The following is a 12,547-nucleotide window of genomic DNA, read 5'->3' as shown; positions in this document are numbered from 1 at the left end:
TCTATCGTAGTGTTCTCGCAGTCTCGATGAGGAGGACAGCCGTGGGTCACTACAAGTCCAACGTCCGCGATCAGGAGTTCAACCTGTTCGAGGTTCTGAGCATCGACGAGGCATTCGGCACGGGCCGCTTCGCCGACATCGACGTCGACACCGCCCGGGAAATGCTGTCGGAGATGGCGCGTCTGGCCGAGGGCCCGATCGCCGATTCCTTCGCAGACGGCGACCGCAACCCGCCGGTCTTCGACCCCGACACCCACACCGTCACCCTGCCCGAACGGTTCAAAGCCTCGGTCCGCGCGGTCGTCGAAGGCGGCTGGCACAGGGTCGGCCTGCGCGAGGAAGTCGGCGGGATGCCGGCACCCAGCGCCCTGCTGTGGGCCCTGCACGAACACATCCTCGGCGCCAACCCGGCGGTGTGGGTCTACACCAGCGGCGCCACCCTCGCGCAGATCTTCTACGAGAACGCCACCGAAGATCAGAAGAAGTGGGCGATCCTGGCCGCCGACCGCGACTGGGGCGCCACCATGGTGCTCACCGAGCCCGACGCCGGGTCCGACGTGGGCGCCGGCCGCACCAAGGCGATCCAGCAGCCCGACGGCTCCTGGCACATCGACGGCGTGAAGCGGTTCATCACCTCCGCCGACTCCGATGACCTGTTCGAGAACATCTTCCACCTGGTGCTGGCCCGCCCCGAGGGCGCCGGACCGGGCACCAAGGGCCTGTCCCTGTTCTTCGTGCCGAAGTTCCTGTTCGACTTCGAGACCGGCGAGCTGGGCGAGCGCAACGGCGTCTTCGTCACCAACGTCGAGCACAAGATGGGCCTGAACGCGTCGGCCACCTGTGAGCTGACGTTCGGTCAGCACGGCGTGCCCGCCAAGGGCTGGCTGGTCGGGGAGGTGCACTCCGGCATTGCCCAGATGTTCGACGTGATCGAGATGGCGCGGATGATGGTGGGCACCAAGGCCATTGCGACGCTGTCGACGGGATACCTCAATGCGCTGGCCTACGCGAAGGACCGGGTGCAGGGCGCGGATCTCACGCGGATGATGGACAAGACCGCGCCCCGGGTCACCATCACCCATCACCCGGATGTCCGGCGCAGCCTGCTGACCCAGAAGGCCTACGCCGAGGGTATGCGCGCGGTGTATCTCTACACGGCCTCGTTCCAGGATGCGGAGGTTGTCGCCGCGGTCCACGACATCGACCCCGATCTGGCGCTGCGGGTCAACGATCTGCTGCTGCCGATCGTCAAGGGCTGCGGTTCAGAGAGGGCGTTCATCCTGCTGGGCCAGGAATCGCTGCAGACCTTCGGCGGCTCGGGCTTCCTGCAGGACTACCCGATCGAGCAGTACGTGCGGGATTCGAAGATCGACTCCCTGTATGAGGGCACCACCGCCATCCAGGCGCAGGACTTCTTCTTCCGCAAGATCATCCGGGACAAGGGTCAGGCGCTGGCGTACGTGGCCGGCCAGATCGAGGAGTTCATCAAGAACGACACCGGCAACGGGCGACTCAAGGCCGAGCGCACCCTGCTGGCCAACGCGCTGACCGACGTGCAGGGCATGGCCGCCGCGCTGACCGGTTACCTGATGGCCGCCCAGGAGGACGCCCCCAGCGTCTACAAGGTCGGCACCGGTTCCGTGCGGTTCCTGATGGCCGTCGGCGACCTGCTGATCGGCTGGCTGCTGGCCCGCCAGGCCGCCGTCGCGATCGAGAAGCTCGACGCCGGCGCCACCGGCGCGGACAAGCTGTTCTACGAGGGCAAGATCGCCGCCGCGTCGTTCTTCGCCAAGAACATGCTTCCCCAGCTGAGTGCCACCCGCACCATCATCGAGAACCTCGACAACGACCTGATGGAGCTCGACGAAGCCGCCTTCTAAAGGCTGCTGAATCTCTGACGCGAGACCCCCGCCGCCGGCGGGGGTCTCGTCGTCTTCGGGGCCTGGCCTCGCACCAAATGAATCGATCGATCTATCGTAGTGTTCTCGCAGTCTCGATGAGGAGGACAGCCGTGGGTCACTACAAGTCCAACGTCCGCGATCAGGAGTTCAACCTGTTCGAGGTTCTGAGCATCGACGAGGCATTCGGCACGGGCCGCTTCGCCGACATCGACGTCGACACCGCCCGGGAAATGCTGTCGGAGATGGCGCGTCTGGCCGAGGGCCCGATCGCCGATTCCTTCGCAGACGGCGACCGCAACCCGCCGGTCTTCGACCCCGACACCCACACCGTCACCCTGCCCGAACGGTTCAAAGCCTCGGTCCGCGCGGTCGTCGAAGGCGGCTGGCACAGGGTCGGCCTGCGCGAGGAAGTCGGCGGGATGCCGGCACCCAGCGCCCTGCTGTGGGCCCTGCACGAACACATCCTCGGCGCCAACCCGGCGGTGTGGGTCTACACCAGCGGCGCCACCCTCGCGCAGATCTTCTACGAGAACGCCACCGAAGATCAGAAGAAGTGGGCGATCCTGGCCGCCGACCGCGACTGGGGCGCCACCATGGTGCTCACCGAGCCCGACGCCGGGTCCGACGTGGGCGCCGGCCGCACCAAGGCGATCCAGCAGCCCGACGGCTCCTGGCACATCGACGGGGTGAAGCGGTTCATCACCTCCGCCGACGCGGACGATCTGTTCGAGAACACCCTTCATCTGGTGCTGGCCCGCCCCGACGGCGCCGGCCCGGGCACCAAGGGTCTGTCGTTATTCGTGGTGCCGAAGTTCGTGTTCGACGCCGAGACCGGGGAACTCGGTGAGCGCAACGGCGTCTTCGTCACCAACGTCGAGCACAAGATGGGCCTGAACGCGTCGGCCACCTGTGAGCTGACGTTCGGTCAGCACGGCGTGCCCGCCAAGGGCTGGCTGGTCGGGGAGGTGCACTCCGGCATTGCCCAGATGTTCGACGTGATCGAGATGGCGCGGATGATGGTGGGCACCAAGGCCATTGCGACGCTGTCGACGGGATACCTCAATGCGCTGGCCTACGCGAAGGACCGGGTGCAGGGCGCGGATCTCACGCGGATGATGGACAAGACCGCGCCCCGGGTCACCATCACCCATCACCCGGATGTCCGGCGCAGCCTGCTGACCCAGAAGGCCTACGCCGAGGGTATGCGCGCGGTGTATCTCTACACGGCCTCGTTCCAGGATGCGGAGGTTGTCGCCGCGGTCCACGACATCGACCCCGATCTGGCGCTGCGGGTCAACGATCTGCTGCTGCCGATCGTCAAGGGCTGCGGTTCAGAGAGGGCGTTCATCCTGCTGGGCCAGGAATCGCTGCAGACCTTCGGCGGCTCGGGCTTCCTGCAGGACTACCCGATCGAGCAGTACGTGCGGGATTCGAAGATCGACTCCCTGTATGAGGGCACCACCGCCATCCAGGCGCAGGACTTCTTCTTCCGCAAGATCATCCGGGACAAGGGTCAGGCGCTGGCGTACGTGGCCGGCCAGATCGAGGAGTTCATCCGCAACGACACCGGCAACGGCCGACTCAAGGCCGAGCGCACCCTGCTGGCCAACGCGCTGGCCGACGTGCAGGGCATGGCCGCCGCACTGTCGGGGTACCTGGCGTCGGCGCAAGAAGACGCCCCCAGCGTGTACAAGGTCGGCACCGGTTCCGTGCGGTTCCTGATGGCCGTCGGCGACCTGCTGATCGGCTGGCTGCTGGCCCGCCAGGCCGCCGTCGCGATCGAGAAGCTCGACGCCGGCGCCACCGGCGCGGACAAGCTGTTCTACGAGGGCAAGATCGCCGCCGCGTCGTTCTTCGCCAAGAACATGCTTCCCCAGCTGAGTGCCACCCGCACCATCATCGAGAACCTCGACAACGACCTGATGGAGCTCGACGAAGCCGCCTTCTGACGTTCTTTGCTCGCCGCCTCCCGGACACCGGGCACAATGACCGAATGGTGGAGGTGCGCCGGATCGTCCTGTTGTCATCGCTACTGGTGACGACCGGTCTGACGGTGGTTCTCGGTGTCACCGACCCGGCCGTGCCGCTGAGCTACCCGAGCAGGTTCCTGGTGTGGAATCTCTTCCTGGCGTGGATGCCCCTGCTCTTCGCCGTAGGCTTCGCTACCGTGCGCACCCGGTTCTGGCTGCTGCCGCTGGGCGTCGGCTGGCTTGCCTTCCTGCCGAACGCGCCGTACCTGGTGACCGACCTCGTGCATCTATCCGAGGGATACGAACTGTGGCGGCACGTGCTGCAGTACGGATTCGCGGCCTGGACCGGCATCATGCTCGGGGTGGTGTCGATGCGACTCGTCCACCAGCGGCTGGACCGGGAATTCGGTGTGCTGGCCGGGTGGCTCACCATCGTCGCCTCCGTCGCGCTGTGCGCGGTCGGCGTGGTCATCGGCCGGTTCCAGCGGTGGAACTCGTGGGATCTGGTCACCCGGCCCGACGACGTCCTGGCCGAAACCCTGCGCTGGGTTCGCGAACCACTGGCGCAGGTGCAGTCCACCGGAGTGGCGTTGGCCGTCGCCGCTTTCTTCGGTCTGGCCTACCTGACGGTCTGGGCCCTGCCCGGTTTCAGCCACCCGGAGCGTTAGGACATGCAGCATGACGGACATCGAAAAGTCGGCCACCGCAGGTAAACACGTCGTCCGGGCGCGCCGCATCCGGTTCGCCTACCCGGACGGGTCGCTGGACCGCCACTTCGTCGACGGCGACCTGGTGATGAGCCACGTCATCGCCCAGCTGTCCGCCACGTTTCCCGAGGGAGAGGATTTCTTCGTCCGCTCGGTGCGCCACTACGCCGACCGGATCACCGATCCCGAACTGAAGGCGCAGGTCCAGGGCTTCATCGGGCAGGAGGTCACCCATGGCCGCGAGCACCGTGCGCTGAACGACCGGCTGAACCGGATGGGCTACCCCACCCGGTTCATCGACCGGCGCACCCGGGTGGACCTGAAGCTGTTCGAGCGGGTGCTGTCGCCGCTGACCTGCCTGGCGATCACCGCGGCGCTGGAGCACTTCACCGCGGTGTTCGCCGAAACCCTGCTCACCGACGAACGGGCCCAGGCGCTGCTCGGGTCCACGGAGGTGCGGTCCATGCTGCTGTGGCACGCCATCGAGGAGTCCGAGCATCGGGCGGTCGCGTTCGACGTCTACCGGGCGGTCGGCGGAACGGAACGACGACGGATCGTCACCATGCGGGTCATCAGAGCGACGTTCACCCTCAGCGTCGCCTTCTTCGCGGCCCTGTCGCTGCTGGGTGACCGCGCCACCTATAACCCGGTCCGGCTGTTGCGCAGCCTCAATCGGCTGCGCCACTCGCCGTTTCTCTCCCGGCGGGTGCTGTCTCGGCTGTTCGCCTACACCCAGCGGGGGTTTCATCCCGACGACAGCGACAACGCCGCACTCCTGGCGCGGTGGACCGCGGAGTTGTTCGGCGAACAGGGCGTACTGGTCGATCACCTGCACTGACGGGCGGCGACGAAGCCGCATTCGTGGGCCGGCACCCCGATGCCCGGCCGCCGAACTCCCCTCAACCCCGGCGACCGGGCGTCCACGCGGACTCGCGCGGGTGGGGCCCCGCGCTGCCGTCGGGTCGGGGGGGTCAGACGACAGCGCGGGGCTGCCCAGTCTATCGCCGGGAACAGCGTCGTGCGTTACAGATGGTTTCCGTCCACTACGGCCTGATGTCAGGCGTGGTGTCAGGCCTCCAGAATCGCGGTGACGCCCTGGCCGCCGGCGGCGCAGATGGAGATCAGGCCGCGCACCGGCTTACCGGTTTCGGCCTTACGCTCGGCGAGCTGCTTGGCCAGCTGGGCGACGATGCGCCCGCCGGTCGCCGCGAACGGGTGGCCGGCCGCCAGCGATGATCCGTTGACGTTGAGTTTGGACCGATCGATGGAACCCAGCGCGCCGTCCAGTCCGAGCTTGTCCTTGCAGTACTCGTCGGACTCCCAGGCGGCCAGGGTGGCCAGCACCACCGAGGCGAACGCCTCGTGGATCTCGTAGAAGTCGAAGTCGGCCAGGGTCAGCCCGTTGCGGGCCAAAAGGCGCGGCACCGCATACGTCGGCGCCATCAGCAGGCCGTCGGCGCCGCTGACGAAGTCCACCGCGGCGGTCTCGGAGTCCACGAAGTAGGCCAGCGGCTCGATGCCGTGCGCGGCCGCCCAGTCCTCGCTGGCCAGCAGCGCCACCGAGGCGCCGTCGGTCAGCGGCGTGGAGTTGCCGGCGGTCATGGTGGCGTCACCGAGCCGAACGCCGAATACCGGCTTGAGGGTGGCGAGCTTCTCCACCGAGGAGCCGGGCCGCAGATTGTCGTCACGGTAGAGACCGAGGAACGGGGTGACCAGGTCGTCGAAGAACCCGCGGTCGTAGGCGGCGGCCATGTTGCGGTGGCTGGCCGCAGCCAGCTCGTCCTGGTCGACGCGCTTGACGCCCATCTGTTTGGCGGTGATGGCGGCGTGCTCGCCCATCGACAGGCCGGTGCGGACCTCGGAGTTGGCCGGGATGTCGACGCCGATGCTGGCGGGCAGTTTGCCGGCCAGCTTGAGGCGATCGACGTTCGACCGGGCGCGCCGAATCGAGAGCAGGGCGCGGCGCAGTTCGTTGCCGAATGCGATCGGGGCGTCGGAGGTGGTGTCGACGCCACCGGCGGCGACGGCGTCGAACCGGCCGGAGGCGATGCCGTCGGCGGCGATGGCCACGGCCTGCAGGCCGGTGCCGCAGGCCTGCTGGAGGTCGAGTCCCGGGGTGTAGGGCGAGAGCTTGCTGCCCAGCACCGACTCACGGATCAGGTTGAAGTCGTGGCTGTGCTTGAGCACCGCGCCGCCGATCACCATGGACAACTGCTCGCCGTCGAGGCCGAATCGGTCCACCAGGCCGTCGAGCACGGCGGTGAACATGTCCTGGTTGGTGGCGTGGGCGTAGGCGCCGTCGGACCGGGCGAACGGGATGCGGTTGCCGCCGAGGACGGCGGCCCGGCGGCGCTGCGATGCGTTTGTGGTTTTTGCGGTTGCCACGAGGATTCTCCCTGGGTTGGGGGCGTGAGCGTGACGCTCTGACGGGGCCATACTACCCACCCTTCTTACTCTGGAGTAAGTTAGTACCCGACCGCATCCGACTGCGATATGAGAGGCAGCTTCCGTGGCCCCCAAACTCCCGTCCGACCTGTACTCCTCCGTCTTCGGCACCGCGCCCGGAGCATTCCTGGCCAAGCAACTCGGCGTCCCGCAGCCCGAGACCCTGCGCCGCTACCGCGCCGGTGAGCCGGCCCTGGCCGGCCCGCTGCTGATCGGCGGCGACGGCCGGATCGCCGAGCCGATGCGCGCCGCGCTGGCCGACGACTACGACATCGTCGGCAACAACCTCGGCGGCCGCTGGGCCGACCGGTTCGGCGGCCTGTTGTTCGACGCCACCGGCATCACCACGCCCGCCGATCTGCGCGCCCTGCACGACTTCTTCACCCCGCTGCTGCGCAACATCGCCCCGTCCGGGCGGATCGTCGTCGTCGGCACCACCCCCGAGGCGCTGACCGGCAGCGTCGACGAGCGCATCGCCCAGCGGGCGCTGGAGGGCTTCACCCGCTCGCTGGCCAAGGAGATGCAGCACGGGGCCACCGTGCAGTTGGTGTACCTGTCCCCGGACGCCGGCCCCGGCGCCAGCGGCCTGGAATCCACCCTGCGCTTCCTGCTTTCGGCCAAGTCGGCCTACGTCGACGGCCAGGTGATCCGCGTCGGCGCCGGTGAAGCGCAGGCCCCGGCCGACTGGGACAAGCCGCTGGACGGGAAGGTCGCCATCGTCACCGGCGCGGCCCGCGGCATCGGCGCCACCATCGCCGAGGTGTTCGCCCGGGACGGCGCCAAGGTGGTGGCCATCGACGTCGAGGGCGCCGCCGACGCGCTCGCCGAGACCGCCGCCAGGGTCGGCGGCACCGCGCTGCCGCTGGACGTCACCGCCGAGGACGCCGTCGCCAAGATCACCGCGCACCTGATCGAACATCACGGCGGCCGGGCCGACGTGCTGGTCAACAACGCCGGCATCACCCGAGACAAGCTGCTGGCCAATATGGACAACGCCCGCTGGGACGCCGTCATCGCGGTCAACCTGCTGGCCCCGCAGCGCCTCACCGAGGGCCTGGTGGCCGACGGCGTGATCGGCACCGGCGGCCGGATCATCGGCCTGTCCTCGATGGCCGGGATCGCCGGCAACCGCGGGCAGACCAACTACGCGGCCACCAAGGCCGGCATGATCGGGCTGACCGACGCGCTGGCCCCGTCGCTGGCCGAGAAGGACATCACCATCAACGCGGTGGCGCCGGGCTTCATCGAGACGAAGATGACCGAGGCCATTCCGCTGGCCACCCGCGAGGTGGGCCGCCGGCTGAACTCACTGTTCCAGGGCGGCCAGCCGGTCGACGTGGCCGAGGCCATCGCGTTCTTCGCCAGCCCGGCCTCGTCGGCCATCACCGGTAACACCATCCGGGTGTGTGGCCAGGCCATGCTGGGGGCGTGACTTCGATGGCCTCGCAACCCTCCTCGCTGACCAACATGCTGCGCGCGGCCGTCGGCGCGCTGCCGGTGATCCCGCGCGGCGACACCCTGCCGTCGCGCACCGTCACCGTCGACCAGCTGCCGATCGACGCGGCGAATGTCGCGGCCTACGCCGATGTCACCGGCCTGCGGTTCACCGACACGGTGCCGCTGACCTATCCGTTCGTGCTGACCTTCCCGGCCGTGATGGAGCTGGCCACCGGGTTCGATTTCCCTTTCCCGGCAATGGGTTCGGTGCACACCGAGAACCACATCACCCGGCTGCGGCCGATCACGGTATCCGACACCGTCGGGATCACGGTGTCCGCGGCGAACCTGCGGGAGCACCGCAAGGGGCTGCTGGTGGACCTGGTCTCGGAGGTCAGCGTCGGCAACGAGACCGCGTGGCGGCAGGTGACGACGTTCCTGCACCAGCAGCGCACCAGCCTGTCCGACGAGCCGAAACCCGAACCGGCCAAGGCGCCGAAGTTGCCGCCGCCCAACTCGATTCTGAAGATCACGCCGGGCCAGATCCGGCGCTACGCGTCGATCGGCGGCGATCACAACCCGATCCACACCTCCGGCATCGGCGCCAAGCTGTTCGGCTTCCCGACCGCGATCGCGCACGGAATGTTCTCCGCGGCAGCGATTCTGGCCAATATCGAAGGGCAGCTGCCGACAGCGGTGGACTACTCGGTGCGGTTCGGCAAGCCGGTGCTGCTGCCGGCATCGGTCGGGGTGTACACCGAACGCGTGGTCGACGGCTGGGATCTGAGCATGCGCAACCTCAAGAAGGGGTATCCGCATCTGACCGCGACGGTGCGCGGGCGCTGAATCACTCGCCGGACTGTGCCGTTCCCGCCGACCTTGCGCTCGCGGCAAGCCGCTCGCTTAGTCGGCGGGAGTCGGCTTGCCCTTCAGGCCGCGCCAGAACAGGTTGATCAGCAGCTCGGCGGCGTCGTCGACCTCGACGTCGCCGACGCTGACCTGGTTGGCGACGGCCTCACCGGCGCCCACCAACGCGATGGCGGTGAGCTGGAAGTCGTTCTCCGGCATTGGATTCCTGGTGCCGGCGGAGAGCAGTCGGGTGACCATCTCGACGATCCGCTCGCGGCCCTCGCGCACCGTGTGGGCGAACGCCTGGGAACTGGTGGCCTGGGTGTACAGCACGATCCAGGACGCCCGGTTGGCGTCGATGTAGGTCAGGTACGCCTTGATGGTGGAGCGCAGCATGTCCCGCGGAGGCAGGGTGAAATCGATGTCGGCGCCGACGGCTTCGATGAACCGGCCCAGCTCGCGGTCGAGCACCGCGCCGAACAGCTCCTCCTTGGACCCGTAGTACAGGTACAGCATCGGTTTGGAGATCTCCGCGCGCGCGGCGATCGCATCCATCGAGGTCTCGTGGTAGCCGTTGACGGAGAACTCCTGCACCGCGGCGTCGAGCATCTGCTGCTCGCGCACCGCGCGCGGCAACCGCTTGGTGCCACCGGCCATCCCGTCACCTCCCGTCAACCCCACGAACTGACTCCAGGGTAAGTTACCGGGCTCCGGACGTTCACCTCGGCCGCTGTCAGCAGCCGAGCGGCGGGGCGCCCTTCATCTTCAGCACCCGGCCCAGCGCCTCGTTGACCCGCTCCATGGGCAGTTCATTGTCGGCGACGGCCTTTTCCAGCCGGTCCAGCACGGCGGGCACCTCGTCGGTGGTCACCCACAGCGCGATGTCCGCGCCGGCCTGCAGCGACAGCAGCACGGCGTCGGGCACCGGGTAGATGTCGGTGATGGCCTTCATGGACGACAGGTCGTCGGTGAACGCGACGTCGGTGAAGCCCATCTCCCGCAGCTTGGCGTAGGCCGGGCCGCTCAGGCTGGCCTGCTTGCCGTCGGTCAGACCGGGCACCACCATATGGCCGACCATCACCTCGGCGAGGTGCTGCGGAATCAGGTCCTTGTACGGCAGCAGGTCGTTGTTCTCCAGCTGCGCCAGCGGCGGCGTGCTCACCCCGCCGGTGTGCGAGTCACCCGAGGCGTGGCCGTGGCCGGGGAAGTGCTTGAACACCGCGGTCAGCCCACCCTTTTTCAGGCCCCGGGCGTACGCCCCGGCGTACTTGGTGACGACGGCCGGGTCACCGGAAAACGACCGGTCGCCGATGGCGCCGTCGGGATCGCCGCTGGTCACGTCCAGCAGCGGGGCGAAGTCAATGGTGATGCCGAGCTTGACCATCTCCTTGGCCCGCTGCTCGGCGAGCTCCTCGACCTGCTCGGGGGTCTTGCCGGCGGCGACGAGTTCGCGCGGCGCCAACTGCTCGCCGATGACCTTCTTCAGCCGCGACACCCGGCCGCCCTCCTCGTCGACGCTGACCGCCAGCGGGATCTTCGCCTCGGTGTCGACGGCGACGGCCTCGATCTCGCGCAGCGGGTCGCCCAGCATGCCCAGGTCGGTCCAGCTGCCGATGAAGATGCCGCCCACCTTGTGATCGGCCACGACGGCGCGCGCGTCTGCGGCGTCCTTGACCCCGACCATCAGCAGCTGCGCGAGCTTGTCGCGCAGCGACAGGCTGCAGTTCGCCGGGGCTGGGGCCTCGGCGGCCGGCGTGGTCTCGGCCGGCGATTCGGCGGTCTGCACCGAAGCGCCGTCGCGGTGGTTGCGCAGGTTCAGCCCCACCACCACGGCGGCGACCATGGCGATGGCCCCCAGCACGCTCAGGATCGCGGTGAGCGGGCGCACGGTGGGCCGGCGGTTTCGGCGTTGGGACGTCGACATGGGCGGAATCGTAACAACGTGCGGCGATAGAGTTTCCGCCATGACGTTGAGTGCGGGGGACTCCGTTGCCGGATACACCGTGGTGCGGCCGCTGGCATCGGGCCGCACCGGCGAGGTCTATCTGGCCAAACATCCGCGGCTGCCGCGCCAAGACGCGGTCAAGGTGCTGACCGCCGAGCTGTCGGACAATCCGGTGTTCGCCGAACGTTTCACCCGGGAGGCCGACGCCGCCGCCACCCTCTGGCACCCGCACATCGTCGGGGTGCACGACCGCGGCAGCGACGCCGGCCGGCTGTGGCTGGCGATGGACTTCGTCGACGGCACCGACGCCGGCCGGTTGCTGGCCGAGCAGTATCCCGACGGGATGCCTCCGGCCCAGGTGACCGAGCTGGTCGCCGCCGCCGCCGAGGCGCTGGACTACGCGCGCGGCCAGGGCGTCGTGCACCGGCAGCTGGACCCGTCGAACATCATGGTCGCCACCGCGGGCGGGGGCCGGATCGCGCTGACCGACGTCGGCATCTCCGGGCCCGAAGCCGTCGCCGGCGATGGTGATGACCAGTACGCGCTGGCGGCGACCGCGGCATGGCTGCTGCTCGGCCACCCGCAGCGGCCCGGGTTCGCGCTGGCCGACGAGCGCGGGGAGCTGGCGGCCGTCGACGCAGTCATCGACCGCGGGCAGTCGACCAGCGCGGGCAACCGCTATCCCGACTGCACCGCGTTCGCCGCGGCACTGGCCGACGCGCTGGGCGCGGTGACCGACATCGCAGGCCCGCGGGCCGAGGCCCCGACGCAGCTGGGCGCACGCCCCGACGCCCCGACCGCCGGTGGCGACTGGTGGGCCGACGCGGCGCCGCCGGAACCCCAGGAACAACCGGTGATCTCCTACTGGACCCCGTCGGCACCCCCGGCACCGGCCCCGTCGGCCCCCACCATGGCAGCCCCGGGCATGCCGACCATGCCGGCGCCCATGCCCGCGGCAGTGCCGAACCAGATGCCCAACCCGATGCTCAGCGGTCCGGTGCCCGCCTACCCAGGGCCCTATCCGACGTCGGGCGCCTATCCGAATTCCGGCGCCTACCCCGCGCCGGTCGCCTCGGCCTGGCCGATTCCCCCGATGCTATTGGCGCTGCTGGCGATCGTCGGCGTCATCGGGGTCGCCGTCCTCACCTACGCGGTGCTGTCCAACCTGGCCTGATCCGCCGGGTTTGTTTACGGGCGGCCCCGACTTCTCTCCGGCTCCGCCGGCACTCGCTACGCTCGCGCCAACTCCGCCTGCGCTCCCCGAACCGCCCGATTCAGTAACGGGCGGCCCCG

10 protein-coding genes are annotated in these 12,547 nt (G+C 68.9%); 7 read left to right on the top strand and 3 right to left on the bottom strand.

All coding sequences use genetic code 11. The features are described 5' to 3' along the window. The first annotated feature begins 41 nt into the window (after positions 1-41). From G6N16_RS04205 to G6N16_RS04190, 4 genes are all read left to right on the top strand, one after another. Positions 42-1,880, top strand: a complete 1,839-nt coding sequence (locus G6N16_RS04205) for an acyl-CoA dehydrogenase (protein WP_163787770.1) — start codon at positions 42-44, stop codon at positions 1,878-1,880. 131 nt (positions 1,881-2,011) lie between these two features. After that, the gene (locus G6N16_RS04200) at positions 2,012-3,850 is read left to right on the top strand and encodes an acyl-CoA dehydrogenase (RefSeq protein ID WP_163787769.1); all 1,839 of its coding nucleotides are present in this window, start codon (positions 2,012-2,014) and stop codon (positions 3,848-3,850) included. Positions 3,851-3,894: 44 nt separating this feature from the next. Next, positions 3,895-4,539 (top strand): DUF1361 domain-containing protein, encoded by a 645-nt coding sequence (locus tag G6N16_RS04195; protein ID WP_083031061.1) that lies wholly within the window; start codon positions 3,895-3,897, stop codon positions 4,537-4,539. A gap of 10 nt (positions 4,540-4,549) precedes the next feature. Beyond that, positions 4,550-5,416, top strand: coding sequence for a metal-dependent hydrolase (locus G6N16_RS04190; protein ID WP_083031060.1), 867 nt, complete (start codon positions 4,550-4,552; stop codon positions 5,414-5,416). A gap of 230 nt (positions 5,417-5,646) precedes the next feature. Here G6N16_RS04190 and G6N16_RS04185 read toward each other — a convergent pair whose 3' ends face one another. Next, positions 5,647-7,014, bottom strand: a complete 1,368-nt coding sequence (locus G6N16_RS04185; RefSeq protein WP_083031059.1) for an acetyl-CoA C-acetyltransferase — start codon at positions 7,012-7,014, stop codon at positions 5,647-5,649. A 73-nt stretch (positions 7,015-7,087) separates the two neighbouring features. Between G6N16_RS04185 and G6N16_RS04180 the strand changes: the two genes are divergently transcribed. Beyond that, positions 7,088-8,455, top strand: a complete 1,368-nt coding sequence (locus tag G6N16_RS04180) for a 3-oxoacyl-ACP reductase (protein ID WP_083031058.1) — start codon at positions 7,088-7,090, stop codon at positions 8,453-8,455. A gap of 5 nt (positions 8,456-8,460) precedes the next feature. Then, complete coding sequence (locus tag G6N16_RS04175; RefSeq protein WP_083031068.1) at positions 8,461-9,306, top strand: MaoC/PaaZ C-terminal domain-containing protein; 846 nt, start codon at positions 8,461-8,463, stop codon at positions 9,304-9,306. 57 nt (positions 9,307-9,363) lie between these two features. On the opposite strand, the gene G6N16_RS04170 is transcribed toward G6N16_RS04175, so the two are convergent. Together G6N16_RS04170 and G6N16_RS04165 are read right to left on the bottom strand one after the other, a co-directional pair. After that, entirely contained in the window at positions 9,364-9,966 is a 603-nt protein-coding gene (locus G6N16_RS04170) for a TetR/AcrR family transcriptional regulator (RefSeq protein ID WP_083031057.1), read from the bottom strand. A 76-nt stretch (positions 9,967-10,042) separates the two neighbouring features. Further along, positions 10,043-11,233 (bottom strand): glycoside hydrolase family 3 N-terminal domain-containing protein, encoded by a 1,191-nt coding sequence (locus G6N16_RS04165; protein ID WP_083031055.1) that lies wholly within the window; start codon positions 11,231-11,233, stop codon positions 10,043-10,045. A gap of 40 nt (positions 11,234-11,273) precedes the next feature. On the opposite strand from G6N16_RS04165, the gene G6N16_RS04160 reads away from it, so the two are divergent. Beyond that, on the top strand, positions 11,274-12,428 hold the full coding sequence (locus tag G6N16_RS04160) for a protein kinase domain-containing protein (protein WP_163787768.1): 1,155 nt from the start codon (positions 11,274-11,276) through the stop codon (positions 12,426-12,428). Positions 12,429-12,547 lie beyond the last annotated feature (119 nt).

It is taken from the genome of Mycolicibacterium insubricum, assembly GCF_010731615.1.
GTDB lineage: Bacteria > Actinomycetota > Actinomycetes > Mycobacteriales > Mycobacteriaceae > Mycobacterium > Mycobacterium insubricum.
The sequence above is the reverse complement of the archived record's forward strand: the minus strand, read 5'-3'. Positions and strand labels throughout refer to the sequence as shown.

Excerpts from the sequence above, each read along its gene's own strand:
- G6N16_RS04195 (WP_083031061.1), top strand. The coding sequence starts at position 3,895 with ATGGTGGAGGTGCGCCGGATCGTCCTGTTGTCATCGCTACTGGTGACG.
- G6N16_RS04190 (WP_083031060.1), top strand. The coding sequence starts at position 4,550 with ATGACGGACATCGAAAAGTCGGCCACCGCAGGTAAACACGTCGTCCGG.
- G6N16_RS04185 (WP_083031059.1), bottom strand. The coding sequence starts at position 7,014 with ATGGCCCCGTCAGAGCGTCACGCTCACGCCCCCAACCCAGGGAGAATC.
- G6N16_RS04175 (WP_083031068.1), top strand. The coding sequence starts at position 8,461 with ATGGCCTCGCAACCCTCCTCGCTGACCAACATGCTGCGCGCGGCCGTC.
- G6N16_RS04170 (WP_083031057.1), bottom strand. The coding sequence starts at position 9,966 with ATGGCCGGTGGCACCAAGCGGTTGCCGCGCGCGGTGCGCGAGCAGCAG.
- G6N16_RS04165 (WP_083031055.1), bottom strand. The coding sequence starts at position 11,233 with ATGTCGACGTCCCAACGCCGAAACCGCCGGCCCACCGTGCGCCCGCTC.
- G6N16_RS04160 (WP_163787768.1), top strand. The coding sequence starts at position 11,274 with ATGACGTTGAGTGCGGGGGACTCCGTTGCCGGATACACCGTGGTGCGG.